21 protein-coding genes are annotated in these 24766 nt (G+C 69.8%); 15 read left to right on the top strand and 6 right to left on the bottom strand.

All coding sequences use genetic code 11. The features are described from left to right. Positions 1 to 3: 3 nt before the first annotated feature. The 3 genes from dnaK to JGU66_21775 all read left to right on the top strand — a co-directional run bounded on the left by dnaK (position 4) and on the right by JGU66_21775 (position 3784). The gene (gene dnaK / locus JGU66_21785; GenBank protein MBJ6763406.1) at positions 4 to 1833 is read left to right on the top strand and encodes a molecular chaperone DnaK; all 1830 of its coding nucleotides are present in this window, start codon (positions 4 to 6) and stop codon (positions 1831 to 1833) included. Between the two features lie 84 nt (positions 1834 to 1917). Further along, positions 1918 to 2208 (top strand): hypothetical protein, encoded by a 291-nt coding sequence (locus JGU66_21780; GenBank protein ID MBJ6763405.1) that lies wholly within the window; start codon positions 1918 to 1920, stop codon positions 2206 to 2208. A gap of 73 nt (positions 2209 to 2281) precedes the next feature. Next, positions 2282 to 3784 carry a serine/threonine protein kinase gene (locus JGU66_21775; protein MBJ6763404.1) on the top strand — a complete coding sequence of 501 codons (1503 nt, stop codon included), beginning with the start codon at positions 2282 to 2284 and terminating at the stop codon, positions 3782 to 3784. A 6-nt stretch (positions 3785 to 3790) separates the two neighbouring features. Here JGU66_21775 and JGU66_21770 read toward each other — a convergent pair whose 3' ends face one another. Then, on the bottom strand, positions 3791 to 4597 hold the full coding sequence (locus JGU66_21770; protein ID MBJ6763403.1) for a DUF2382 domain-containing protein: 807 nt from the start codon (positions 4595 to 4597) through the stop codon (positions 3791 to 3793). A 352-nt stretch (positions 4598 to 4949) separates the two neighbouring features. Between JGU66_21770 and JGU66_21765 the strand changes: the two genes are divergently transcribed. The 10 genes from JGU66_21765 to JGU66_21720 all read left to right on the top strand — a co-directional run bounded on the left by JGU66_21765 (position 4950) and on the right by JGU66_21720 (position 16895). After that, entirely contained in the window at positions 4950 to 5381 is a 432-nt protein-coding gene (locus tag JGU66_21765; GenBank protein MBJ6763402.1) for a hypothetical protein, read from the top strand. Positions 5382 to 5500: 119 nt separating this feature from the next. Further along, entirely contained in the window at positions 5501 to 6706 is a 1206-nt protein-coding gene (locus JGU66_21760; GenBank protein MBJ6763401.1) for an ABC transporter substrate-binding protein, read from the top strand. Between the two features lie 16 nt (positions 6707 to 6722). Then, on the top strand, positions 6723 to 7682 hold the full coding sequence (locus JGU66_21755; GenBank protein ID MBJ6763400.1) for a branched-chain amino acid ABC transporter permease: 960 nt from the start codon (positions 6723 to 6725) through the stop codon (positions 7680 to 7682). After that, complete coding sequence (locus tag JGU66_21750) at positions 7679 to 8749, top strand: branched-chain amino acid ABC transporter permease (protein ID MBJ6763399.1); 1071 nt, start codon at positions 7679 to 7681, stop codon at positions 8747 to 8749. The genes JGU66_21755 and JGU66_21750 overlap by 4 nt, the downstream gene beginning before the upstream one ends. Next, the gene (locus JGU66_21745; GenBank protein MBJ6763398.1) at positions 8746 to 9705 is read left to right on the top strand and encodes an ABC transporter ATP-binding protein; all 960 of its coding nucleotides are present in this window, start codon (positions 8746 to 8748) and stop codon (positions 9703 to 9705) included. The genes JGU66_21750 and JGU66_21745 overlap by 4 nt, the downstream gene beginning before the upstream one ends. Next, the gene (locus JGU66_21740; protein ID MBJ6763397.1) at positions 9702 to 10454 is read left to right on the top strand and encodes an ABC transporter ATP-binding protein; all 753 of its coding nucleotides are present in this window, start codon (positions 9702 to 9704) and stop codon (positions 10452 to 10454) included. The genes JGU66_21745 and JGU66_21740 overlap by 4 nt, the downstream gene beginning before the upstream one ends. Before the next feature lie 82 nt (positions 10455 to 10536). Next, positions 10537 to 12729: a PQQ-like beta-propeller repeat protein gene (locus tag JGU66_21735; GenBank protein ID MBJ6763396.1), complete on the top strand. Its 2193-nt coding sequence runs from the start codon at positions 10537 to 10539 to the stop codon at positions 12727 to 12729. Positions 12730 to 12856: 127 nt separating this feature from the next. Next, positions 12857 to 13621: a hypothetical protein gene (locus JGU66_21730; protein ID MBJ6763395.1), complete on the top strand. Its 765-nt coding sequence runs from the start codon at positions 12857 to 12859 to the stop codon at positions 13619 to 13621. A 149-nt stretch (positions 13622 to 13770) separates the two neighbouring features. After that, positions 13771 to 16074 (top strand): exo-alpha-sialidase, encoded by a 2304-nt coding sequence (locus JGU66_21725; GenBank protein ID MBJ6763394.1) that lies wholly within the window; start codon positions 13771 to 13773, stop codon positions 16072 to 16074. A gap of 53 nt (positions 16075 to 16127) precedes the next feature. Continuing rightward, positions 16128 to 16895 carry a methyltransferase domain-containing protein gene (locus JGU66_21720; GenBank protein ID MBJ6763393.1) on the top strand — a complete coding sequence of 256 codons (768 nt, stop codon included), beginning with the start codon at positions 16128 to 16130 and terminating at the stop codon, positions 16893 to 16895. Between the two features lie 3 nt (positions 16896 to 16898). Here JGU66_21720 and JGU66_21715 read toward each other — a convergent pair whose 3' ends face one another. The 4 genes from JGU66_21715 to JGU66_21700 form a co-directional block, all read right to left on the bottom strand. Next, positions 16899 to 18920, bottom strand: coding sequence for a hypothetical protein (locus JGU66_21715; GenBank protein MBJ6763392.1), 2022 nt, complete (start codon positions 18918 to 18920; stop codon positions 16899 to 16901). 62 nt (positions 18921 to 18982) lie between these two features. Beyond that, complete coding sequence (locus tag JGU66_21710) at positions 18983 to 19600, bottom strand: peptidase (protein MBJ6763391.1); 618 nt, start codon at positions 19598 to 19600, stop codon at positions 18983 to 18985. Positions 19601 to 19664: 64 nt separating this feature from the next. Further along, entirely contained in the window at positions 19665 to 20213 is a 549-nt protein-coding gene (thpR, locus tag JGU66_21705) for an RNA 2',3'-cyclic phosphodiesterase (GenBank protein ID MBJ6763390.1), read from the bottom strand. 3 nt (positions 20214 to 20216) lie between these two features. Further along, positions 20217 to 20741: a metal-dependent hydrolase gene (locus JGU66_21700; protein ID MBJ6763389.1), complete on the bottom strand. Its 525-nt coding sequence runs from the start codon at positions 20739 to 20741 to the stop codon at positions 20217 to 20219. A gap of 88 nt (positions 20742 to 20829) precedes the next feature. Here JGU66_21700 and JGU66_21695 point away from each other — a divergent pair, with 88 nt between their 5' ends. Then, the gene (locus JGU66_21695) at positions 20830 to 22062 is read left to right on the top strand and encodes an adenylate/guanylate cyclase domain-containing protein (protein ID MBJ6763388.1); all 1233 of its coding nucleotides are present in this window, start codon (positions 20830 to 20832) and stop codon (positions 22060 to 22062) included. Positions 22063 to 22148: 86 nt separating this feature from the next. Continuing rightward, positions 22149 to 23012 (top strand): caspase family protein, encoded by an 864-nt coding sequence (locus JGU66_21690; GenBank protein ID MBJ6763387.1) that lies wholly within the window; start codon positions 22149 to 22151, stop codon positions 23010 to 23012. Between the two features lie 45 nt (positions 23013 to 23057). Here the strand turns inward: JGU66_21690 and JGU66_21685 are convergent, their stop codons facing one another. Then, a complete protein-coding gene (locus tag JGU66_21685; protein MBJ6763386.1) occupies positions 23058 to 24491 on the bottom strand; it encodes a proline--tRNA ligase in 1434 nt (477 codons plus the stop codon). Positions 24492 to 24766 lie beyond the last annotated feature (275 nt).

Here is a 24766-nt window from a genome sequence, read left to right as displayed (position 1 = left end):
GCCATGGGCAAGGTGATTGGAATCGACCTGGGCACGACCAACTCGTGCGTCGCCGTCATGGAAGGCGGCGAGCCGGTGGTCATCCCGAACAGCGAAGGCAGCCGGACCACCCCCTCCATGGTGGGCTTCACCGACTCGGGTGAGCGGCTGGTGGGCCAGATCGCCAAGCGGCAGGCCATCACCAACCCAGAGAACACCGTCTTCGCGGTGAAGCGGCTCATCGGCCGCAAGTTCGATTCGCCCGAGGCCAAGAAGGCCATTGGCATCAGCGCCTTCAAGGTGGCGTCCAGCCCCAACGGCGATGCCTGGGTGGAGATCCGCGGCAAGGGCCACAGCCCGCCGGAAGTCAGCGCCATCGTGCTGATGAAGATGAAGCAGACGGCGGAGGACTACCTCGGCGAGCCCGTGTCCGAGGCGGTCATCACCGTCCCCGCCTACTTCAACGACAGCCAGCGTCAGGCCACCAAGGACGCCGGCCGCATCGCGGGGCTCAACGTCCTGCGCATCATCAACGAGCCCACCGCGGCCGCGCTGGCCTACGGTCTGGACAAGGTGAAGGAAGGCGGCACTGAGCGCATCGCCGTCTACGACCTGGGCGGCGGCACGTTCGATATCTCCATCCTGGAGCTCAACGCCGGTGTCTTCGAGGTGAAGAGCACCAACGGCGACACGTTCCTGGGCGGTGAGGACTTCGACCAGCGGCTCATCGATTATCTGGCCAAGCGCTTCGCCGAGGCCAATGGCGGGCTGGACCTGCGCCGCGACCGCATGGCGCTCCAGCGCCTCAAGGAGGCCGCCGAGCGCGCCAAGCACGAGCTGTCCAGCGCGCCCGAGACCGAGGTGAACCTGCCGTTCATCACGGCGGACGCCACGGGCCCCAAGCACCTCACGGAGACGGTGGACCGGTCCACGTTCGAGGCGCTGGTCGCGGACCTCATCGACCGCACCATCGACCCGTGCCGCACGGCCCTGAAGGACGCGGGCGTGACGGCGCAGCAGATCAACCAGGTGCTCCTGGTGGGCGGCATGACGCGCATGCCGCGCGTGCAGCAGAAGGTGAAGGAGTTCTTCGGCAAGGAGCCGCACAAGGGCATCAACCCGGACGAGGTGGTCGCCGTGGGCGCCGCCATCCAGGGCGGTGTGCTCAAGGGCGAGGTGAAGGACGTCCTCCTGCTGGACGTGACGCCCCTGTCGCTGGGCGTGGAGACGGCCGGCGGCGTCTTCACGAAGATCATCGAGAAGAACACCACCATCCCCTGCAAGAAGAGCCAGGTGTTCTCCACCGCGGTGGACAACCAGCCGCTCGTGTCCGTGCACGTGCTCCAGGGCGAGCGCGAGATGGCGGCGGACAACAAGACGCTCGCGCGCTTCGAACTGGTGGGCATTCCTCCCGCGCCGCGCGGCGTGCCGCAGATTGAGGTGTCGTTCGACATCGACGCCAACGGCATCGTGCACGTGGGCGCCAAGGACCTGGGCACCGGCAAGGTTCAGCAGGTGCGCGTGGTGAGCAACTCCGGCCTCTCCGAGGTGGAGATCCAGGCGATGATCTCCGACGCGCAGTCGCACGCCGTCGACGACAAGAAGAAGAAGGAGCTGGCGGAGCTGCGCAACAACGCCGACGGGCTCATCTACACCACCGAGAAGAGCCTGGAGGAGTACGCCAGCCTCCTCACGGAGAAGGACCGCGAGGAGATCAAGTCCGACCTCGAGCGGCTTCGTTCAATGCTCAACACCTCCGACGCCGCCGCGCTCCGCGAGGCCTTCCAGCGCCTGGAGGGCAGCGCGTACCGCATCGCGGACGCCATCTACTCGGACCAGGCGAAGTCGAGCTGAGCCGGGCTTCGGCGGGCGGGATGCAATCGCATTCCCGCCGGCCCGTAGGGGAAGGGCGCGCCGTTCCACTCCGGGGGTCGCACCATGTCGACGCAAGAAGCCATCCTCTCGATGTTCGTTGTCGCAACGGTCCTCGGCATTCCGCTGCTGGGCTTGACGCTGCGCTTCTCCATCAAGCCCTTCGTGGAGGCCTGGCTGCGGCTGCGCGAGAGTCAGTCGCACACCCCGGCCGGTGAGCTGGAGTCGCTCCGGGCCCGCATCATCCACCTGGAGCACGTGCTGGACCTCCACGGTCTCTTGGAGCGCCCGTCCCAGGTGTCCCGCCCCACGTCCGAGCTGCCGTCTCACGTCTCGGCGCCGCGCGAGCGCGTGTAGTCGTCCACCGGCGCACAGCCGCGCGCCGGTGTCCCACCCCGCCAGCTTTGCTCTCCTGCTTTTCGAGTGTTGAATGCCCTCCGTGGAATTCAACTCCGTGGAAGAGGAGGTCGCTTTTCTTCGTGGACTCACCGCGGTCCACAAGATGGCGGATGACATCCTGGAGGACTGCCTGGAGCGAGGGTTGGACCTCGACACCGGGCTGGATGTGTTCCTCACGCAGTGCGCGCGGCTGGTGCACGGGGATGCGGGGTTCGTGTCGCTGCGGGGCACGCGTGGCCCGGTGCTGACGCGGGTGTTGGGCGAGCTGGGCGTGGACGTCTTCCAGGTGGCGCACCAGCACGGCCCGCAGCGGCTGGCGGATGGGCGGATGCTCTTCTGCGCGCAGCTCACGCTGGGGCGACTGAACCTGGGCGGCATGGGCCTGACGCTGCGGGGCGCGTTCGAGGACGGGGGCGCGCTCGTCATGCGGCTGGTGGAAGCCATCGCCGAGCAGCTCGACTCGGCGGTGCTGGGCTTCCTGGCGTTGATGGACGGGCGCTCCGCGCTGGAGCGGCTGGATGAGCTGGACGTGGACGACACGCCGCTCATGCGAGGGCGCATCGGGCGGTACGAGGTGGTGACGCCGCTGGGCACGGGCGGCATGGCCCAGGTGCTGGTGGCGCGCGCGCGCGGGCCTGAGGGGCTGGGCCGGTTGGTGGCGCTCAAGCGCATCCTGCCGCACCTGACCTCGGAGCCGGCCATCGTGCAGCAGTTCCTGGACGAGGCGCGCATCGGGCTGAGGCTGGCGCACCCGAACTTGGTGCACGTCTATGACTTTGGCGAGGCGCAGGGGGCCTACTACATCGCCATGGAGCTGGTGCGCGGGGTGGACCTGGACCGGCTCCTGCGCGTGCTGAAGGGACCGCTGGACGCGCCGCTCGCGGTCGCGGTGGTGGTCCAGGCGCTTCAGGGGATGCACGCGGCGCACTCGCTCATGGGCGAGGACGGCGTGCCGCTGAACCTGGTGCACCGGGACCTGTCGCCGCACAACCTGATGGTGGGCTTCGACGGGCGCGTGAAGGTGTTGGACTTCGGCGTGGCGAAGGCGCGCGCGCAGCGCACCGTGACGCTGCCGGGCATCGTGAAGGGCAAGCCGCTCTACATGTCGCCGGAGCAGACGCAGGGCAAGCCGCTGGACGCGCGCAGCGACCTGTTCGCCATGGGCCTCATCCTCTATCAGGCGCTCACCGGGATGCGGGCCTTCGAGCGCCCGGACGAGGTGGCCTCCATGCGCGCCATCTGCGACGAGACGCTGACGCGCCCGGCTGGCATCGCGCAGCCCTTGTGGCGGCAGTTGTCGCGCGCGCTCGCCAAGCAGCCCGCGGAGCGATTCGGCACCGCGCAGGAGATGGCCGAGCGGCTGGGCGAGGCCTGTCCGCCCGCGCGCGACGCGGAGCTGGCGCGGCTGGCGGGACAGCTCTTCCCGGAGCGGGTGCGCGAGCTGGGGCGCCTGGAGCGGGCCGTGCCCGCGAGGCCCGGGACTCGCGCAGAGGGAATGTCCACGCGCCCGGGCGGCCGGCGGGCGTCTCGCTGAAGGAGGCTAGCTGCGCTTGAGCGGATCCTCCGAGGGCGCCCTGAACGCGCGCTTGCCCTCGGTGTCGTCCTCGGTGCGGATCTGCACTTCCTCGTGGCGGAGGCGCTCGGCGATGTGGCGCTCCTCCTCCACGGCGTCCTTGTGGATGACGACCTCCTCGTCCACGTAGGCGCGCTTGGACACGTCCACCTCCTCGGCGCGCATCGGGACGACGATGGTCTCCTCCTGGAAGGCCGCGCCCACGGCGGGTCGATCCGAGGTCACCTCGCGGCGCTCCACCCTCACGCGCTCGCGGCGCAGCGGGATGTCCATCACCTTCTCCTCCTCGATGACCTCCTTGTGCACGCGCACCTCGCCCGTCTGTCGCTCGCGCTTGGTGACGTCCAGGCGCTCCTTGTGCAGCGGGATGGAGATGTCCTCGACCGCGCGGCCCTCGCGCGCTTCCCGCTCCGTGCCTCGCTCGAGGTCTCGCGCGACTGGGATGGACGCGGTCTGCGTCTCAGCGACGGCGGCGGAGGTCGTCGCGCCTTCCCGGAGGTCCGTGCGGGTGGTGCTGGACGTCGTGGTGCGGCCCACGGCGCCATCCGCGTCGTTGCCGGCCAGACGGCTGAGCATCTCCTTGCCGTGGTTGAGGAAGACCTCGCCGTCCCGGATGTCGCTCACCTCGCTGTACTGAACGAGGTAGTCCTTGGGGAAGAACATGCCCCGCTCGACGTGGAACTCGAGCTCGCCGATGGCGAACACCTTGCCGAGCTTCTCGCCGTCGATGCTGCGGACGGTCATCCCTTCGTTGATGTCGCTGCGCTGAATCATGACTGGCTCCTTGTGTCCCAGGGTGTGGCGCGCGGGACCGGAGACCGGGGTCCGTGTTGCACGAGCAGCGACTCCTCGCGCCCCGCGAGGAGGTGGTTCCCGATGCCTGCCGCCGTCATCAGCCAGAAGGTGGGCGCAGGCGGCTCGGAGATAAGCCCTGGGGGCGGCATCGTCAGGCGGCTTGGCCACCCGTCGGACCGTCGGGGGGCGCGGATGCTCTGCCGGCGGCCCTCGGGGCAGGGGGCTTGCGAGCCCCACCCGCGCGCTCCCTCGCGGCCTTTGCCTTCCCGTCGGTGCTCACCATCCTGATTCGGGCACCGCGCCCACCCGGCGCGGGCGAGGGGAGCACGTCATGGCGAGCAGGACGGCGAGCGACACGCGAGCGTGGTGGCGAGCGGCCGTGCTGGGAGGCGCGCTGGCGGGCGTGGGGGCGCCCGCGGTCTGGGGGGGCGTGCTCCAAGGGCGGGCGGGACGAAGGATGCCTCGCTCACCCCGCGGCCTCGCCTGGGTGGCGGGAGTCCTGGGCGCGCTCGCGGCCGTTCGCCTGGGTCGCCAGCGCCGCGCGGAGGCGGAGGCCCCCTTCGCCTGGGCGCAGCTTGGACCCATGGAGAGGCCGGAGGTCGAAGACCTGGTCCAGACGTCCCCCGTCGTCTCGGCGCGGGAGGACGAGGACTCGGCGCTGCCCAGGCCCCGACGTGGGCCGTCGGGACGGGAGCACCCCTGGGAGATGGCGCCACGTCCGGGCGCGTGGGCCCCTGCGCAAGCCCCACCCTTGGAGGGGTGAAGGGGCGCACGCCGAGCGCGTGCGGCGGGGCCCGGGGTCGGCAGCATGCTTGACCCATGCGGAGGGCTCCCCTAGAAAACCGGGGCTTTGCCGTGATCTTCCTTGGAGGGAAGCCCCGCATGCGCCGACTCGTCCCGATGCTGCTCGCAGCACTCGCCGCCCTCGCGGCTGGCTGTGAGAAGAAGACGCAGCCCGCTCCATCGGGGGAATCAGGCGCCCCAACCGCGACCGCGGGCCAGGCCGCGGGGAGCGCGGCGCCGGAGGGTGCGGACACCATCCTGCTGGGTGAAGTGGGCGCGCTGACGGGCGGACAGGCCACGTTCGGCATCTCCACCCGCAACGGCGTGGATCTGGCCCTCAAGGAGGCCAACGCCGCGGGCGGCGTGAAGGGCAAGAAGGTCGCGGTGCGCGTCTACGACGACCAGAGCAAGCCGGAAGAGGCGGCGCTCGCCGTCACGCGGCTCATCACCCAGGACAAGGTGGTGCTCATCCTGGGCGACGTGGCGTCGTCCAACTCGCTGGCCATGGCGGAGAAGGCACAGGCGGCCAACGTGCCCATGATTACCCCCTCCTCCACCAACCCCGCCGTGACGGAGAAGGGCGAGAACATCTTCCGCGTCTGCTTCATCGACCCGTTCCAGGGGTTCGTGATGGCGAAGTTCGCGCACGACAACCTGAAGTTGAACAAGGTGGCGGTGCTGCAGGACAACAAGAGCGCCTACTCCATCGGCCTCGCGGATGTCTTCACGCGCAAGTTCACGGAGATGGGCGGAAAGGTGACCGGCACGGAGAGCTACAGCCAGGGCGACACGGACTACCGCGCGCAGCTCACGGCCATCAAGAAGACGCAGCCGGACGGTATCTACGTGCCGGGCTACTACAGCGAGGTGGGTGTCATTGCCCGCCAGGCGCGCGAGCTGGGGCTGAAGGTGCCGCTGATGGGCGGCGACGGCTGGGACTCCGAGAAGCTCTTCGAGCTGGGCGGCAGCGCCATCGAGGGCAGCTACTTCTCCAACCACTACTCGCCGGACAACCCGGATCCCCGCGTGCAGAAGTTCATCGCGGACTACAAGGCCGCGTATGGCGGCGTGCCGGACGCGCTGGCGGCGCTGGGCTATGACGCCGCGCGCGTGGCGGTGGAGGCGCTGAAGCGGGCGCCGGACACGAGCAGCGCGTCGCTGCGCGAGGCCATCGCGCAGACCAAGGACTTCCCGGGCGTGGCGGGCACCGTGTCGCTCGACGAGAAGCGCAACGCCGTGAAGTCCGCCGTCGTCCTGAAGGTCGTGGACGGCAAGGCGACGTACGTCACCACCATCTCCCCGTAGGACGAGCCACCCCGGCATGGCGCAGCTTCTCCAGCATCTCATCAACGGTCTCGCCGCTGGCACCATCTACGCGCTCGTCGCGCTCGGCTACACGATGGTGTACGGCGTCCTCAAGCTCATCAACTTCGCCCATGGCGACGTCATGATGGTCGGCGTCTACATGGGCTACGCCACCGCGCTCGGGCTCGGGCGGCAGGCGCAGAGCAGCCTGTGGGGCGTGGCGCTCATCTTCGCCGCGGCCATGCTGGGCTGCGCGCTGCTCGGCTTCTTCATCGAGCGGTTCGCATACCGGCCGCTGCGCGAGAAGCCGCGCCTCACCGCGCTCATCACCGCCATCGGCATCTCGTTCGCGCTGTCGTATGGCTTCCAGCTCGACCTGGGCTTCAAGCTGCCGCTGCCCGGGGGCCACGAGCTGTCGCTCGCGCTGCCCGGGGCCTCGCCTCGCGCCTTCCCGGAGATCATCCGCCCGACCGAGTGGCTCATCATCGGGGACCGGGACGTGGTCATCTGGAACTGGCAGGTCATCAGCCTGCTCATCGCGCTGGGGCTGATGCTGGTGCTCCAGTACCTCGTGTACCAGACGCGCTTTGGCCGGGCGATGCGGGCCGTGTCCTGGGACCACCGGGTCGCCGCGCTGATGGGCATCCCCACCGACCGCGTGATTGCCCTGACCTTCATGCTCAGCAGTGCCCTGGCCGCGGGCGCGGGCCTGCTCTACGCCATCAAGGACACGTCGGTGAGTCCGCTGATGGGCCTGTACGTGGGCCTCAAGGCCTTCGTGGCGGCCGTCATCGGCGGCATCGGCAATGTGCCGGGCGCCGTGGTGGGCGGTCTGGTGCTGGGGTTGGTGGAGGAGTTCGTGGTGGGCTACGCGGCGAGCACGTGGCGTGACGCGGTCGCGTTCGGCTTCCTCATCCTGGTGCTGCTGGTGAAGCCGGGTGGGCTCTTCGGGCGCGTGGCCGCGGAGAAGGTATGACGACGGCACGCTCCGCCACGACCGTCCCCGAGGCCGGCACCGTCGTTCCCGCCGGGCTCAAGGGCATCCTCCCCGTGCTCCTCGCGCTGCCCGTGCTCGGGCTGCTCGAGTGGCTGCTGCGCGCCTCGCCGTTCGCCACGTATCTGCTGTCCGTGATGGGGGTGAACATCATCCTCGCGGTCAGCCTCAACATCGTGAACGGGATGACGGGCCAGTTCTCCATCGGCCACGCGGGCTTCATGGCCGTGGGGGCGTACCTGGCCGGCTTCGTGTCGCTGATGCTCAAGGGCATGGCCATCTCGTTCCTGCCCGAGGCCTTGAGCGACCAGGTCTTCTTCCTGCTGGCGCTGCTGGTGGGTGGGTTGAGCGCCGCGCTCTGCGGCTTCCTCGTGGGCCTGCCCTCGCTGCGGCTGCGCGGTGACTACCTGGCCATCGTGACGCTGGGCTTCGGAGAAATCATCCGCGTGGTGGTGCAGAACACGGATGCCTTCGGACGCGCGCTGGGCCTGTCTGGCATCCCGCAGAGCTCCGGCGTGGGCGCGGTGTACTTCGGGGTCTTCCTGGTGGTGCTGGTGGCGCGGCGCATCGCCGGCTCCAGCCATGGCCGCAGCCTCTGGGCCATCCGCGAGGACGAGGTGGCCGCCGAGGCGATGGGCGTGGACACCACGGGCTACAAGGTCCGCTCGTTCGTCATCTCGTCGTTCTTCGCGGGCCTCGCGGGCGGCCTGTTCGCGCACTTCGTGCCCATCATCAATCCGGGCTCGTTCACCTTCGTGAAGTCGATGGAGATCGTCGTCATGGTGGTGCTGGGCGGCCTGGGCTCGACGACGGGCGCCATCCTCGCGGCCATCTTCCTCACGCTGCTGCCCGAGGGCCTGCGCTCGCTGTTCACCACGCTGGGCGCCGAGGGCAGCCTGGCGCAGAAGGTCGATCAGATCCGCATGCCGGTGTACGGCCTGCTGCTGGTGGCGCTGATGCTGTCTCGCCCGCAGGGCCTGTTCGGGACGAAGGAGATCTGGGACGTGCTGCCGAAGTGGTGGGCGCGGCGAAAGAAGGGGACGTCATGAGCGCGCCCGTCCAAGTGGCCTCGGAGGCCCCGATGCTGGAGGCCGCGGGCGTGAGCATCCAGTTCGGAGGGCTCAAGGCCCTCACGGACTTCAACCTCACCATCCGGCAGGGTGACCTCCAGGGACTCATCGGTCCCAACGGCGCGGGCAAGTCCACCGCGTTCAACGCCCTCACCGGCGTGTACCGTCCCACGCGTGGCGATGTGCGCGTGGCGGGCCAGCGGGTGAATGGGTGGATGCCCCATCGCATCAACCATCTGGGGATGGCGCGCACGTTCCAGAACATCCGCCTGTTCCGCGCGCTGTCCGTGTTGGACAACGTCAAGGTGGCGTGCCGCGCGGAGACGCTGTCGCACCAGGAGCACTGGCTGCCCGCGTCGCTGTTCCTCGCGGCGCTGCGCGGCGTGGGCCGCATCGGCGGAGAGAAGGGCGTGCGCGGAGGACAGCGCCTGGGCGAGCAGCTCATCGAGCAGGCGGGCGCGCTCGTGCTGCAGGGCTGGTGGCGCTCGCTGTTCCTCACCCCGAAGTTCCAGGCCGAGGAGCAGCGCATCACCGAGCGCGCGGACGCGCTCTTGGAGGTGATGGGGCTGTCGCACCGCCGCAACGAGGAGGCGCGCAACCTGCCCTATGGCGAGCAGCGCCGGCTGGAGATTGCGCGCGCGCTGGGCACGCAGCCCAAGGTGTTGCTGTTGGATGAGCCCGCCGCCGGCATGAACACGCGCGAGAAGGCGGACCTCATGGTGCTCATCCGCAAGCTGCGCGACCAGTTCTCCCTGGGCGTGCTGGTCATCGAGCACGACATGAAGCTGGTGATGGGCATCTGCGAGCGCATCACCGTGTTGGACCACGGCGAGATGATTGCTCGCGGTGCGCCGGACGAGGTGCGCAACGACCGCAAGGTCATCGAGGCGTACCTGGGCGACAGTTATCTGGAGTCCCACGGAGGGGCGGCGTGAGCGAGCAGGTGAAGACGCTGGGCGAACGCCGGAGCTTCCCCGGGCTGCTGACGGTGGAAGGGCTGAAGGTGCAGTACGGCGCCATCCAGGCGCTGCGGGGCGTGTCGCTCCAGGTGGGGCAGGGCGAGGTCGTCGCCCTCATTGGCGCGAACGGCGCGGGCAAGACGAGCACGCTGCGCGCGGTGAGCGGGATGCTCAAGCCCACGGCGGGGCGCATCACCCTGGGCAGCCGCGACATCACCGGCCTGAAGGCGCACCAGATGGTGCCGCTCGGCATGGCGCACGCGCCGGAAGGCCGCGGCATCTTCCCCAACCTCACCGTGCAGGAGAACCTGGAGCTGGGCGCCTACCTGCGCACCGACACGGCCGAGGTGCAGGTGGACATGGAGAAGGGCTTCACGCTCTTCCCCGTGCTCAAGGAGCGGCGGCGGCAGATGGCGGGGACGCTGTCCGGCGGCGAGCAGCAGATGCTGGCCATCGCGCGCGCGCTCCTCAGCCGCCCGAAGCTGCTGCTGCTCGACGAGCCCTCGCTGGGGCTGGCGCCGCAGGTGACGGAGACCATCTTCCGCACCCTGCGCGACGTCAACGCCGCGGGGGTGAGCGTGCTGCTGGTGGAGCAGAACGCGCATCTGGCGCTCAACGCCGCGCACTACGGCTACGTGCTGGAGACGGGCGAGGTGGTGATGGCCGGTCCTGGCAAGGCATTGCTGGACAGCGCCGAGGTGCGGCGCGCCTACCTGGGAGAGTAGCTCCCTCGCGCGTTGCCTTCCGCCTCCCCAGGGCCCGTGCTATCCACGACGGCCGGGCCGTGACCGTGGTCGGGAGGTACGAATGTTGCGCAATCTCCTCGGGGCTGGCGTGCTGCTCGCGCTCGGGGCGCTGGCTGGCTGCAAGCCCCAGAATGCCTGCTCCCAGGACAGTGACTGTGCCTCGGCGGCGCTCAAGTGCGACACCGACGTGGGCCTCTGCTACGGCGTGACTCCTCCCGAGGAGAAGCCCGACACCTGCACGCCCGCGTGCGCGCCGTATCAGGCCTGCACCGTCACGGGTTGCAAGGACCGCTACAGCGAGCTGGCGTGGCTGCGGCCCGCGGGCGGCGCGACGCTCGATGCCGGCACGACCGAGCTGGCCGCGCGGCTGGTGGCGGACCAATACAAGCAATATCCCGAGCAGCTCGCGTTCCTGGTCGAGCGCGTGGGCGCGGGCGCGGTGGGCACCGTGGAGGCCGTGCTGGGCGATGACGCCGGCACGTACACCACGCGCTGGTCTCCGCCTGCCGAGGATGCGGAGTACCGCCTGTCCGCGGCCTATCCCGCGGATGGCGGCCCGCGTTCCACTCCGGTGACGGTGCGCGTGAACGCCGTGGCGCCCACCGTGACGGTGGAGCTATTGCCTGGCGCCGCCAGCCTCGGGGACGGTGGCACGGCCTTCACCTACGCGGACCCGGGCGCGCCGACCGCGCGCCGCCGCGACGAGACGGCCGTGGTGCGGATCCGCTCGGAGGCGACGGACGTGGCGGCGGACTCGTTGCGCATCTCCGTGCGCGGCGTGGGCGCGGGCGCCGAGTTCTCGCCCAACGCGGCGCAGGTCACTCCGTGCGCGGCGGCGGCCTTCTGCCGCGACGTGACGGTGCCGCTGTGGGCGCCGCCGCTCGCGGACTTCCGGGGCGTGTTCACCGCCACGGCGACGGTGGCGGACACCGTGGGCAACGTGGGCGGCGCGGAGGCGAGCATCCCGGTGACGCGCTGGCGGTGGTCCTTCGCCGCGGGCACGACGGAGATCCGCAACAGCCCCGCCATTGGCTCGGGCGGCGTCGTCTTCTTCGGCACGTCGCGCGACAAGGGCAACCTCTTCGCGGTCCGGCCCGAGGGTTCGGTGCTCTGGTCCCATGAGCTGGGCAACATCACGAGTGGACCGCTGGTGGGCGTGGGCACCGGGGCCAGAGAGATGGTGTACGTGGGCGCCGATACCAGCCAGACTTTGACGAACGCCAAGTGGGGGCTCTTCGCGTACAGCGCCGCCAGTGGCGCGACGGGGCCTGCCGTGAAGTGCGCGGATTCCACCGGGCGCATCGGTGGCGCCCTGGCCTGGATGCAAGTGAAGCTCGGCGCGGAGAGCAGCCCTCTGGAGACGGTGGCGGGGTTGGCGGACGGTGACGCCCTGATTGCCGTGCGGCCCAGTGGGGCGGGCTCGGCCCAATGCATCAAGACCCTCTCCGTTGCCACCAGCCCTCTGGGCACGGCGAGCGTGGCGTTGGACACGGACCTGTACCTTGGCACGGCCGTGTCGGTGGCGGCCTACCGGTTGGGGGGCACGGGCTGGGCGAACACCCCGTCCTTCGCGTCCCCGAGCATCGGCTTCACCATGACGGGCCTCGCGCTGGGGAAGGACGCCACGCAACTCGTGAGCGCGGGCTCGCGCGTCACGCCGGCCACGGAGGCCACCCTCGCGCGCTTCCAGGTGGCGGATGGCGGTGGCGTGCAGCCGTATCCGTCCACGCCCGAGGCCAGCCAGATTCAAAGCCTGGTGGTGGGCTCCGAGGCGGACGCGGGGGTCGCGTACTTCGGGCGGAGCCACAGCGACACTGGCGCGCTGAGCGCCGTGAGCGTGCCGGACCTGCGCGAGCTGCGCTCGGCGCCGAACGCCGGCAGGTTCCCCAACGCGCCGGTGCTGGGCGAGGGCGGCGTGCTCTACACCGCCTCGGCGACGGGAGCGCAGTCGGGCGTGGGCGAGGTGACCGCGTGGTCCACGGCCGGCCTGACGCGTCTGTGGCGCCTCTCGGATTCGGTGGGGCGAGTCATCGCGGACGCGCCCTCGGGCTCGCCCGCGTTGGACTGCGCGCGGACTTCGACGGGCGCCGCTCGTCCGGAGTCCCTGGGCACCCTGTATGTGCCGGGCGCCAATGGCACCCTGTACGCATTCATTGTCGACAGCCGGGGATTGGACAGCACCGCGCCCTGGCCTCGGCCGCAACACGACGCACGCAACACCGGCAACCCGGCCACGCCGGTGTCTTGCCCCTGACGTTCGGTGATTGCGTTCGCAGCCAGGAAACTGGCTGCATTTCGAATCTCGGCTAGTCAGTTACAGAGCAGTTCGTCTAGGGTCCGTGAAGACTCTCTGTTCCACCCACTCTTTCCGACCAGGAAGCGTGCCTATGCGCCCGTTGTCTCGCCTTCTTCTCGCTTCGATTACCACCCTCGCGCTCATTGCCGGTGCGTGTGTCAGCCAGCAGAAGACCAATGGACGTGAGGCCTCCTCGTCGGTGGAGGAAGTCCCCAACGAGGGCGGCGGCGAGCAGGCCGCGGAGCAGGCTCCGGCCGGACCGGCGCTGACGCCGTTCACCGCGCCGGAAGGCTTCACCGTCAGCCTGCCGGGTGAGCCGCAGATCCAGCGGCAGACCGTGAAGATTCCCGCGGGCAACGTGGCCACGGCCTCGTTCACCACCACCACGCAGGATGGCATCACCTACTCGGCCAGCATCGCGGACTACCCGGAGAAGGTCATCGCGGCGCGTCCGGCCGAGGCCTTCCTCAACGAGGGGCGCGACGGCCTGGTCAACCAGCTCAAGGGCACGCTGAAGGATGAGCAGGCCATCGAGCTGGAGGGCTACCCGGGCAAGTCCTACACGGTGTCCTCCGCGGTGGGCGAGGTGAAGGCTCGCAACTTCCTCGTGGGCCCCCGCCTGTACACGATGCTCGTGTTGTTCAACCCGAGCATCGGCGCGCCGGCCGCGGATGCGTTCCTCACCTCGCTGAAGCTCGTCAACCCGCCGCCCGCCATTCCTCGCGCGGGCTCGGTCGCGGCGGACGCGGGCGTGGATGCGGGCGCCGCCGTCGAGGCGACCCCGGCTCCCGCCGAGCAGCCGGCCGCTGTCCCCGACGCGGGCACCCCGCGCCGTCGTCGCGGCAAGTAGTCCACGCTGGCCGTGCACGCTCCCTTGGGGGATGCGTGCACGTGCGGACAGGGCGCCTGCGCACCTGTCCGCTGGTGGTCCGTCGCGGGACCGACGTGGGTTGCATCCCCCTGTCGTGAACCCATCCTCGCAGGCCAGGGGAGGGTGGGATGACGGGATTGGCGAGCGCCCTGTTGGCGGTGGTTCTCTTGGTGGGCAGTACTCCCGTGATGCCGGTGAGCGAGGGCAACGCGCTCACCTTGCCGGCGCAGCGGCACGTGGTGCGAATCGACACGGGCGAGGGGCGTCCTCCCACCTGGTTGATGGCGGTCCAGCAGGGCCACTCCGGCAACCAGGGCCTGGGGTTGTTCCGTTCGGATGACGGCGGACGCACCTTCCGCTGGTTCGCGCCCATCCAACCGGATGGCTCGCACACGGACCGGACAGACATGGTCGCGGTGGGGCGCGACGTGGCCCTCATCTATTCCTATGAGGGGCCTCGGCTGGTGCCCTCGTCACGCCATGATGTCTGGTTTCAATGGTGGCGCTATCAGTCCTCGGGCCACACGTGGGTGCCCGAGCCCGCGGTGCGCGTCTTTGATGCGACGACGGACGCGACAGGCTTCTTCCGCGCCCTGCTCGCGCGAGACTCCCGTGGCCGCCTGTGGGTGCAGGCCTTCCGGCTGGAGCCGGACGGTGCTTCCACGGCGGTCATCTCCGTCTCCACGGACAATGGCGCCACGTTTCAGCGGCAGTCGGACCTGGGGCGCGTGCGGCGGCGAGGCGGAGGACGGCTGCTCAGCGTGGGGACGAAGCTCGTCTTCTTCTTCGCCATGCACGACGGCTTCGAGCCCACGCGCCTGCGCATTCGCGATGACGACGCGCCGCTGAACGCATGGAGCCCCCAGCGGGACGCGTTCTCCGAGGGCATCTACCACGGCGCCGCGCTGAGCGCGGTGGAGGACGGCCACGGGGGGCTGCACCTGGTCTACAAAGACGAGACGGAGCGCCTCTTCTATCGGCACTTCGATGGGAACACCTTCGGTCCGCGCACGCTCTTGGGAGACACGCCGAACTGGGCCATCCAGCCGGCAATCACTCGCATCGGTGATGTGTTGTATGTCTTCTACACGCACATGCTCGTGCCCAATGCGAACTACCAGCTGCGCGCGCGGGTGCTGCGCGACGGCGTGTTCTCAGGGCCCATCGTGCTCGACGGCCGCACCAGCTACAAAGGCTATCTCAACGCGGTGGAGTCGCTGCCCGCGGGGTCCTCCGAGGTGCCGTGCTTCTTCGGCGACGCCTCCGACGCGGATGTCGCTGGCAACGTGAGGCGGGTGGCCATGCCCACCGTGTCCTCGACAGGGAGCGAGGACGGCGGCACGGGCTCGGATGGCGGTACGTCCACGGATGGGGGCACGTCCTCGGATGGCGGGACGGATGGGGGCACGTCGATTCCCTATCTGGAGACGGTCTTCTCCGATGTCGCGCACGAGCCGCTCGGGGTGGATGGCGAGGGCACGGTGTACGCGGTGTCCCTCTCCGAGAATCGCTCGCACTTGTTCGCCAGCACGGATGGCGGGCGCACGTTCACCGCGCGAGGCCAGGGCCGAGGTGGGGCCGCGTTCTGGGTGATGACGGCGCTGGAGGACGGGACGCTCCTGGCGCAGGTGAGCCGGGCGGACACGTACCTGCTCCAGCGCTCCACGGACCGAGGGCGCACGTGGACGGATGTGCTGCCCTTGGGGCGGTACCACGCCGCGTCGCCGCATTCCTTCGCGGTGCTGGGGAGCACGCTCTTCTTCCTGGAGTACCAGACGTTCTCGCCCACCAGCGTCCCCGTGCGGCTGTGGGCCAGCCTGGACCAGGGCGCCACGTGGACCGTGCGCGCGACGTTCGAGGACCGGCGCATGGGCGTGGCCCTCTTCGCGGACCCCACGCGCAACGTGCTGTGGGCGAGCTTCGGAAACAGCCGCGCGCACTCGGCGGTGATGCGCTCGACGGATGGGGGGCGCACCTGGTCGCTCGTGCTGAGTGGCTATGCGGCCACGGGCGCGGCGGGCGCGGTGATGGACAATGGCGCGCTCCTGTTTGGACAGGCCACGCTCTTCGAGCCGGAGCACCCCAAGCTGCTGCGCCTGTTCGCCAACGGGCGCGTGGATGCGCTCCTCACGCTGCCCGGCCCGGCGTCCTCGCTGGAGCCGCTGCCAGGAGGCGGCTGGGTGCTGAGCACGAGCCGCGATGACAGCGGCGATGTCCAGCCACCCGAGGACGGAAGGGTCCACGTCTTCACCAGTCGCGACGGAACGACGTGGCACGAGGCGCTGAGCTTCGAGCGCGCGAGTGACGCGGAGCCCGCGCTGATGGACGTGTGGGGCGAGCTGCCCTCAGGTGAGTTGTTGGTGCGCGCGCAGAACGTCCAGGGCTTCGGCTCGGGAGGGAAGGGCTTCCAGGTGCTGCGCGTGCGGCGCTGACGCGGGCGGCGCGTTACAACGGGGCGGGCTCGCTCGCGAGCCGGGAGGGCACCATGTGGGACCCGAGGCAGTACTCGCACTTTCGCGGCGAGCGGAGCCGCCCCTTCTTCGAATTGCTCTCCCGGGTGGAGGTGGCCACGCCCGCGGAGGTGGCGGACCTGGGTTGTGGCACGGGTGACCTCACGCGCGTGCTGGCCGAGCGTTGGCCCGGTGCACGGGTGACGGGCGTGGACTCCTCCGAGGCCATGGTCGCGGAGGCGCGGGTGCGCGAGGTGCCCGCGAACCTGCGCTTCGAGGTCGCGGACCTCGCCACCTGGGCCCCTCCTCGGCCCCTGGACGTGCTGGTGTCCAACGCGGCGCTGCACTGGGTTCCGGACCATGCGGCCTTGCTGACGCGGCTCGCTGGCACGCTGGCGCCCGAGGGCGTGCTGGCGTTTCAGGTGCCCGCCAACTTCGAGGCGCCCTCGCATCGGCTCGTCGACGAGGTGCGCGCGCTGCCGCGCTTCGCGTCCAAGGTCGCGCCCGTGCGCCGCCGGCCGGTGGAGACGCTGGAGACGTACGAGACGCTCCTCGCGGGCCTGGGCCTGTCGGTGGAGGCGTGGGAGACGACGTACCTGCACGTGCTGCCGGGGGAGGACGCAGTGCTGGCGTGGTTGCTCGGGACGACGCTGCGGCCGGTGCTCGCGGCGCTGGGGCCCGAGGAGTCCCCCGCGTTCCTGGATGCACTGCGCCCCCGACTGCGCGAGGCGTACCCCGCCTATCCGCGAGGGACGCCGTTCCGCTTCACGCGCCGCTTCGTGGTGGCTCGGCGCGTGAGCTGAACCTCACTTGGGCCAGTGGAAGATGCGCCCGCCGTCGCCCGTGGCCCAGAGGTCCTCGGGGCTGGTGCCTCGGATGTACTTCAGCGCTCCCGAGGTATCGAGCAGGCGCGTCCAGGTGCTGCCGTTGTAGCGGTAGATCCTCCCCGCGTCCGTCGCCACGTAGATGGAGCCCGCGCCGAAGGCCTGGATGCCATAGATGCGCTCCGAGCCGAAGGGGGTGCCGGAGACCCGCGTCCACGCGGCGCCATTCGACTGGAGGAGCATGCCGTTGTTTCCGCCTGCGTAGGCGAGCCGCTCGTTGACGACAGAGATGGCGTACAGCCGGTTGCCCGTATTGCTGCCGGTGATGGTCTGGGGGCGCCATACGTTCGCCGCGCGGTCATACCGGCGGATGACGGGCGTGGTCAGGCCACCGCCCACCGCGGTGATGGTGTCCGGCGAGGACGCGTGAATGTCATACATGACCTGGTCCTCGATGCCCTCGCCGACCGCGGCGCCCGAAGCGGGAGACCAGGTGAACAGGTGCCCGTTGTCGATGGTCTCCTGCTCGCCGCCCACGCCATAGAGCATGAGCCCCGACGCCGAGGGGACACCCGTCAGGCCATACACATAACTACCGACGCCGGTGGGTTGCTGGGGCGTGCAGCTCGTGCTGGTGGCGGTCTGGGTGACGAGCGTGCCATTCGTTCCGCCGAGGTACGCCGTCCCAGAGTCGTCTGCCCAGACGGCGTACAGGTCCGAGCTGCATGACCCCGGCAGGACGGTGAACGTGGTCGAGCCCGGTGTCTTCACCGCGCGCCCGCTGCTCGTCCCCGCGACCCAGACACCGTGGTCGCCCCAGAGCGAAATCTGATACCAGGTGCGCGAATTGGAGCCCACGACGGTGGAGACCCAGTTGGTTCCGGAGCAGGTGGCGCTGCTCGGCTCATTCTGCCCGCTGCAGTCGTTGTCCTCGCCGTCGCACAGCTCGGTCGCGCCGGGGTTCGTGAAGGGGTTGCCGTCGTTGCAGTCGTTGCCGCGCGCCACGTAGTGCGGAGGCTGTGAGCAGGCTTGCTGCTTGATGGCGTCGTCGCCGTAGGTGTCGTCGTCGTCGTCCAGGTACCACGTGGGGATGGGCCGCTGGGCCACACAGGTGCGCCCCACCTTGTTGGCGTCGCATTTCCACAAACCATCGCAGTCGCGCTGGGGCGTGCAGGCCGTGTCGAGTTCGAAGGCCTCATCGGCTTTTCCGCTGCAGTCGTTGTCCACGCCGTCACACAGCTCGGTCGCGCCGGGATACCTGCTGGCGAGCGTGTCATCGCAGTCGTCGTTCTCATGGCCCACCGCGGACACGAAGTCCGACGGGATGGCGTCACAGAACGGCTGCGCCGCCGCGCCCTTCTCGCCGTGCGAGTCGTGGTCCTTGTCGGGATACGCCAGGCGCGGCGCGGGGCTGTTGCAGAAGACCTCGCCATGGGTGCCGCAAGCGCGCACGCCGCCGCAGCCACCCACGCCCGTGCAGGTTTCACCGAGCCGCAGGTCGTCGTCCTTCAATTGATTGCAATCATCGTCCACGCCATTGCACCGCTCGGCGGCGCCAGGGTGGATGGCATCATCGACGTCCGAGCAATCCGAGCCGCCCGTCAGCTCGCTGACGAAGCCGTCATGGTCCGAGTCGGTCGCGGCCAGCGCCAGGGTGACCTTCTCCGGGACGCTCTCCTTCGTCAGCGTCACGGAGTTCGTGCGCTGCACCACGGCCTTCGCGTCGCAGGACACCTCGAAGGCGCGCGCCTCCACCTCCAGCGCGTTGCCCCACTTCTCGGGCGGGAAGATGGCCACCACCACCGAGCCGCCTTCCTCGCGCGTCCCCTTGCCCGCCACGGTGGTCGAGCGCTCCTCGCCCGTGGCCGTGTCTCGCGCGAGCACGCGGATGCAGCCGGGCAGGAAGCCCGTGTACGTGACCGTGGCTCTCACCGCGCGGGTCGAGCCCGCGTCCTTGCACGCGGCGAGCGCGAGCAGGGGGACCATCCACCAGATGCGTTGCATGCAGCCATCCTAGCCGCGCTCGTGTGTCGTTCGCGCGCTCACGCACCTCGGTGATTCATGACTCAGGGAAGGCTTGGGAAATCCGAGAACACCCGAGCCATCCGCTCATCTTTCGAGAGACTCACGGGTGTCACCAGTTCCAGATTCGCTGGAACGCGTCCCCGGTAGCGACGCGACAGGGCGGCCTTCACATCCGCGAGGTCGAGTGAGTCCAGCCGCTCCATCTGGCCGTACTCGACGCCCGCGCCCCGTGCGTACGCCTTGCGCACCAGCTCCGAGCAATACATCGCGTCATCGCCCCAGCCGAAGCGCGCGTCATAGGGCTTGCCCAGGTGCCGCTTCGCTTCTGTCACAGCGCGTTGACGGTGGGCCGCGTCCAGCGCCTGGGGCCGCAGCACGAGGATGTGTCCCTCTGCCCCCCGTGCTCGCCACGCCGCGAACGGGGTGCGCTTCACGGGTTGGACCGCCTCCACCACGAAGACGCCCGAGGAGGTGACCTCCACCAGCCCGACGTGGGACAGCGGGCTGTGCGTGGCCCGCTGGATGGACTCGGACTGGCTCGACCGAGAGGTCTGGAAGACGAGGTCTCCGGTCTCCAGCTTCGACTCCAGCGAGGGCTGTGGCGCCGCGACCGCGACGTGGGCCACCAGCCACATTCCCCAGACTCCTCCCCAACGCATGCACTCGTCCTTTCGCGCGTTCCGTCGCGCCGGGTGGGGGAACTGCAGCCTCGATGCCAGCGGCTCACGCGATGAGCGGAACCTCCAGGCGCGGCACGTACTGGCCATTGCGGCTCTCGAACAGGACGAACCCGTCCACGCGAGCATGGCCCCAGTCGCTGCCCACCAGGGCCCTCGCGCAGTCCGCCAGGGCAGGATCTCCCCGAGGCTCGCGGGTGCGCGCGAGCGTGAGGTGCGCGGTGTACTCCGCGTGGTCCGAGGTGAAGCCGAGCGGCTCGAGCGCCTGGGCCACCTCGGCCTGGAGCGCCTTCAGCGCCGTCACGTCTCCGCGCACGTCCGCCCAGAGCACGCGCGGGTGCGCGGGCGGCCCGAAGAAGCCACCGCCGCCCACGGACAGCGTGAAGGGCGCGTGCATCACGCCCACGGGCTCCAGCGCCTCGCGCAGCGAGTCCAGGCGCGACTCCGGCACGTCACCCAGGAACAGCAGCGTCAGGTGCAGGCCCTCGGGCTGGACGAAGCGCGCGCGAGGAGCGCGGTCGCGCAGCGCACGCATGCCCTCGGTGGCGCGTGCCTCGACGTCCGCTCCCAGGGTGACGGCGGTGAACAGGCGCATGGCTCACGCTCGCGATGGACGGGTGCGAGGCCACAGCGCGTAGGCCCAGCACGGGAGGAAGACGAGGAACTCCACCGTCGCCACATACAGGCCCCGAGGCGACAGCATCCCCACGCCGATGGGCGCCACGGGCAGGGGCCGCACGGGCGCGAACATGCGCGCATTCGTGAAGGGCCACAGCAGCGCGGGCCCCAGTCCTCCATCCGTGAGCGAGTCCAACACCCCATGACTGGCGAGGGCGAGGAAGGACACGAAGCCCCAGCGCGTGGCGGACTCGCCCAGTCCTCGCGCTGCAATCGCCACCGCGAGTGACAGCAGCGCGGCGAAGGCGAACGAGTGGGACGCGCCGCGATGTCCCCACGTCGCCGCGTAGGGGATGCGCAGCGCGAAGGCGATGACGTCCGCGTCCGGCAGCAGGGCGAGCAGGGAGAGGAACCCCATCAAGGTCACTCGCCGCCGCCAACCCGCCGACCCTGCTTCATGTCTCCCCAGGGCCAACCCCACCGCCACGTGACCGATGCTTGCCATATGCGCGCGGAAGATAGTCCAGACCGCGCGGCGAGACTCCGGCGCGTTCCTGGAGGCGGGCCGGTCGCTGCGCTAGCGTCTGGCTTCCATGGCGACCCGCGCGCAGGTCGAGGGCACCCTTCAGCGACGCCTGGATGCGTGGCGCGCGGACGTGGGCGAGTGGCTCCATCGCATCCGCATCGCGGGCGCGGCGGCCTGGCTCATCGTGGGCACGCTCGACCACTGGCGGGTGTCCACGCCGGTCCTGCTCGTCTATCTGGGCGTGGCCGTCGTGCTGTGGGCTGGCGCGCGGCGCTATCCGGCGCTCGGCCGTCAACCCGCGCTGGGCACGGCGCTGGTCGACATGCCCGCTGTCTTCATCCTCCAGTTCTTGTCCATGGAGGGCTCGGCCAACACCGTCCCCACCGCGCTGTTGACGCTGGGCGTGTACGCGGTGCTCGTCGTGCTGGTGGCCATGGTGACGCTGTCGCGCGTGGGCGTCGTCGGCGCCACGTTCCTGGCCATCTGTCTGGAGGTCGTGCTCGCGCTGCACGCTGGACTGCCGCCGCACTTGTTCCTCGCGGGCATGGTGTTGGTGCTGTGCCTGGCCGCGGCGGTGGCGTCGTTCATCAGCCGTCAGGTGCTCGGGCTGGTGACGGACGTGGCCAACGAGGAGCTTCAGCGCGAGCGACTGGGGCGCTTCTTCTCGCCCGAGGTCGCGCGGCGCATCTCCGAGCGCGGGCCCGAGGCCGAGGCCGGTGAGCACCGCGAGGTGACGTTGCTCTTCTCCGACATCCGAGGCTTCACCGCGCTGGCGGACCGGATGGAGAGCCCCGAGGTGGTGGCGCTGCTCAACGAGTACCTGTCGCGCATGGTGGAGGTGGTGTTCCGCCACGGCGGCACGCTCGACAAGTTCATCGGCGACGGCATCCTCGCGTACTTCGGCGCGCCGCTGGATTTGCCCGGCCACCCCGAGGCGGCGGTGGCGTGCGCGCTGGCCATGCTGGACGCGCTGGAGACGCTCAACGCCGAGCGACAGGCGCGCGGCGAGGTGCCGCTGCGCATCGGCGTGGGCGTGCACACCGGCCGCGTGGTGGTGGGCGCGGTGGGCAGCGAGCAGCGCCGCGAGTACACCGTCATCGGAGACGCGGTGAACCTGGCCAGCCGCATCGAGGGGCTGACCAAGAAGGTGGGCGCCGCGGTGCTCGTCTCCGGAGCCACGCGGGAGCGCTGCGCCGCCGCCTTCGACTTCGAGGCCGCCGAGCCGCTGCCCGTGGCGGGCAAGCCCGAGCCCGTGGCCACCTTCCTGCCGCGCAAGCGCACCCTTCGCGCGGCGAGCTGAGCGCGGGGGCCAGGAGGGGCTCCATTGGCCCCGCGTGATGACGCCGCGCGCGCGTGTCCACCGTGAGGGCGGGAGGAGTGCCCATCATGGCTCAAGGCTACTCGGTGAACATCGGGCTGAACGGCGTGGACCCTCGGCACTATGCCGGCTGGGACGGGCAGCTCGCCGCCTGCGAGGCGGACGCGCAGGACATGGCGAGCATCGCGAAGACGCAGCAGTTCGACCGCGTGCGCACGTTCCTCTCGCAAGACGCCACGCGGGCGAGCGTGCTCGGTGAGCTGGACGAGGCCTCGAAGGTGCTGGAGTCGGGGGACCTGCTGTTGCTGACGTACTCGGGGCACGGCGGCCAGCTGCCCGACACCAACGGCGACGAGCCGGATGGCCTGGACGAGACGTGGTGTCTCTACGACGGCGAGGTCATCGATGATGAGCTCTACGTCGCGCTGGGGAAGATGAAGACGGGCGTGCGCGTGTTCATGCTGTCGGACAGCTGTCACAGCGGCTCGGTGAACCGGGTGGCCTACGCGGCGCTGCGCACCAGCGGGAGCCTGGAGTTGCTCGCGGACGCGGTGCAGACGACGGAGGCCGCACAGCGGCGCTTCAAGGACATGCCGTCGGGCATCGAGAACCGCACGTACCGCGACAACAAGCAGATGTACGACGACATCATGAAGCGGCTGCCTCGCGAGGATCCGCGCGCGAACCTCAAGGCCACCGTGCTGCTCATCTCCGGATGCCAGGACAACCAGCTCTCCAGCGACGGCACCTTCAACGGCCTCTTCACCGCGAACCTGCTGCGCGTGTGGAATGGGGGGAAGTTCGTCGGTGGCTACCACACGTTCCAGCGCCGCATCCTCCGGCGCATGCCACCGCTTCAGTCCCCCGCCTATTCCGTCATCGGCATGGCCAACCGCGAGTTCGAGCGGCAGACGCCGTTCCACGTCCACTGACGGCGGAGAGGGGACTCAGCGCGCCCCTCTCCCGCCGCGCGCGGCTCAGTACGCCTTGGAGAACACGATGCGGCCCGGCGAGTCCTCGCCGGTGAACACGCACTTGCCCGGCTCCTGCTTGACGCTGAAGGGACGGCAGCGCGTGGTCAGGCCCGTCTCCTCCTTGATGCGCGCCTCCACCTTCGGGTCGCCGTTCCAGTGCGCCAGGAGGAAGCCCGCGTCCGCCTTCTCCTTCATCTCCTCGTAGGAGTTGACCTCGAAGGTGTGCGAGTCGCGGAAGGCCTTCGCCTTGGTGAACAGGTCCTTCTGCATCTGGTCCAGCATGGCCTGCGCCTTGGCCACCGCCTCGTCCAGCGAGACGAACTCCTTCTGGCGCAGGTCGCGGCGGACCATCACGCACGAGTTCTTGGCGAGGTCCTTGGGGCCCAGCTCGATGCGCAGGCACACGCCCGTCAGCTCGTGCTCGTTGTACTTGAAGCCCGGGCTCTTGGTGTCGTCGTCGTCCACCAGCACGCCCAGGCCCGCCTTGCGCAGGTCCGCGGCGAGCGCGTGGCTCTTCTCCATGACCTGGGCCTTCTCCGCGTCGCTGGCCTTGCCGGCGATGGGGATGATGACCGCGTGCGTGGCGGCCAGCTTGGGCGGCACGACGAGGCCCGCGTCATCCGAGTGCGTGAGGATGAGGCCACCGATGAGGCGCGTGGAGGAACCCCACGAGGTCTGCCACACGTAGTGCTGCTGTCCGTCGCGGCCCTGGAACATCGTGTCGAAGGCCTTGGCGAAGTTCTGGCCCAGGTTGTGGCTGGTGCCGGCCTGGAGCGCCTTCTTGTCCTGCATCATCGCCTCGATGCTGTAGGTGCGCAGCGCGCCGGCGAACTTCTCCGACTCCGACTTGCGGCCCGGCATCACCGGCATGGCCATGTAGTCCTCGGCGAACGTCCGGTAGACCTCCAGCATCTGGAGCGTCTCCTTCTCCGCGTCCGCTTCGGTCTCGTGACAGGTGTGGCCTTCCTGCCAGAGGAACTCGGTGGTGCGCAGGAACAGGCGCGTGCGCATCTCCCAGCGCATCACGTTGGCCCACTGGTTGATCAGCAGGGGCAGGTCCCGGTAGCTCTGGATCCACTTGGAGAAGCTGCGGTTGATGATGGTCTCCGACGTGGGCCGGATGACGTAGGGCTCCTCCAGCTTCTGGCCGCCCGCGTGCGTGACGACGGCGAGCTGCGGGTTGAAGCCCTCGACGTGCTCCGCTTCCTTCTTCAGGTAGCTCTCGGGGATGAGCAGCGGGAAGTAGGCGTTGCGGTGGCCCAGGTCCTTGAACATCTTGTCCAGGACCCGCTGCATGTTCTCCCACAGCGCGTAGCCGTTGGGCCGGATGACCATGCAGCCCTTCACGTCCGAGTAGTCAGCCAGCTTCGCCTTCTGGACCAGGTCGACGTACCACTCGGAAAAGCCCTTCTCGCGGGGCGTGAGCTTCTCGGCCATGTGACGGCACCTTCTGGAAAGGAATTGAGAGGGGGCGTTGCTACGCCGGGCCCTCCCGGAAATCAACGCCCACGGCGCCCGGCCTGTCGCCCCCGAGAACCCCGCCCGGCGGGGCCCAGGCTTGAGATTCCGGGCACCTACGAACAAGGAATCCGGGGCGACGAGAATTCCCCGCCCCAGGCGCTCAGGTTCCGCCCGGACCCGGCCTGGACCTGGGGCGGGGGCGGGGAGGCCGCGGGCGTTCGTCGCGCGGGTGGCACGGGCCGGTGGCGGGA

The organism is Myxococcaceae bacterium JPH2 (assembly GCA_016458225.1).
Taxonomy (GTDB): domain Bacteria; phylum Myxococcota; class Myxococcia; order Myxococcales; family Myxococcaceae; genus Citreicoccus.
Note: the sequence above shows the minus strand (reverse complement) of the source record. Positions and strands in the feature narration are given on the sequence as shown.

What these genes read in the sequence shown, in the direction of transcription:
- JGU66_21735 (MBJ6763396.1), top strand. Translation starts at nt 10,537, where the DNA reads ATGTTGCGCAATCTCCTCGGGGCTGGCGTGCTGCTCGCGCTCGGGGCG.
- JGU66_21770 (MBJ6763403.1), bottom strand. Translation starts at nt 4,597, where the DNA reads ATGATTCAGCGCAGCGACATCAACGAAGGGATGACCGTCCGCAGCATC.
- JGU66_21775 (MBJ6763404.1), top strand. Translation starts at nt 2,282, where the DNA reads ATGCCCTCCGTGGAATTCAACTCCGTGGAAGAGGAGGTCGCTTTTCTT.
- JGU66_21700 (MBJ6763389.1), bottom strand. Translation starts at nt 20,741, where the DNA reads ATGGCAAGCATCGGTCACGTGGCGGTGGGGTTGGCCCTGGGGAGACAT.
- JGU66_21715 (MBJ6763392.1), bottom strand. Translation starts at nt 18,920, where the DNA reads ATGCAACGCATCTGGTGGATGGTCCCCCTGCTCGCGCTCGCCGCGTGC.
- JGU66_21750 (MBJ6763399.1), top strand. Translation starts at nt 7,679, where the DNA reads ATGACGACGGCACGCTCCGCCACGACCGTCCCCGAGGCCGGCACCGTC.
- JGU66_21695 (MBJ6763388.1), top strand. Translation starts at nt 20,830, where the DNA reads ATGGCGACCCGCGCGCAGGTCGAGGGCACCCTTCAGCGACGCCTGGAT.
- JGU66_21780 (MBJ6763405.1), top strand. Translation starts at nt 1,918, where the DNA reads ATGTCGACGCAAGAAGCCATCCTCTCGATGTTCGTTGTCGCAACGGTC.
- JGU66_21725 (MBJ6763394.1), top strand. Translation starts at nt 13,771, where the DNA reads ATGACGGGATTGGCGAGCGCCCTGTTGGCGGTGGTTCTCTTGGTGGGC.
- JGU66_21690 (MBJ6763387.1), top strand. Translation starts at nt 22,149, where the DNA reads ATGGCTCAAGGCTACTCGGTGAACATCGGGCTGAACGGCGTGGACCCT.
- dnaK (MBJ6763406.1), top strand. Translation starts at nt 4, where the DNA reads ATGGGCAAGGTGATTGGAATCGACCTGGGCACGACCAACTCGTGCGTC.
- JGU66_21745 (MBJ6763398.1), top strand. Translation starts at nt 8,746, where the DNA reads ATGAGCGCGCCCGTCCAAGTGGCCTCGGAGGCCCCGATGCTGGAGGCC.
- JGU66_21720 (MBJ6763393.1), top strand. Translation starts at nt 16,128, where the DNA reads ATGTGGGACCCGAGGCAGTACTCGCACTTTCGCGGCGAGCGGAGCCGC.
- JGU66_21685 (MBJ6763386.1), bottom strand. Translation starts at nt 24,491, where the DNA reads ATGGCCGAGAAGCTCACGCCCCGCGAGAAGGGCTTTTCCGAGTGGTAC.
- thpR (MBJ6763390.1), bottom strand. Translation starts at nt 20,213, where the DNA reads ATGCGCCTGTTCACCGCCGTCACCCTGGGAGCGGACGTCGAGGCACGC.
- JGU66_21760 (MBJ6763401.1), top strand. Translation starts at nt 5,501, where the DNA reads ATGCGCCGACTCGTCCCGATGCTGCTCGCAGCACTCGCCGCCCTCGCG.
- JGU66_21755 (MBJ6763400.1), top strand. Translation starts at nt 6,723, where the DNA reads ATGGCGCAGCTTCTCCAGCATCTCATCAACGGTCTCGCCGCTGGCACC.
- JGU66_21710 (MBJ6763391.1), bottom strand. Translation starts at nt 19,600, where the DNA reads ATGCGTTGGGGAGGAGTCTGGGGAATGTGGCTGGTGGCCCACGTCGCG.
- JGU66_21765 (MBJ6763402.1), top strand. Translation starts at nt 4,950, where the DNA reads ATGGCGAGCAGGACGGCGAGCGACACGCGAGCGTGGTGGCGAGCGGCC.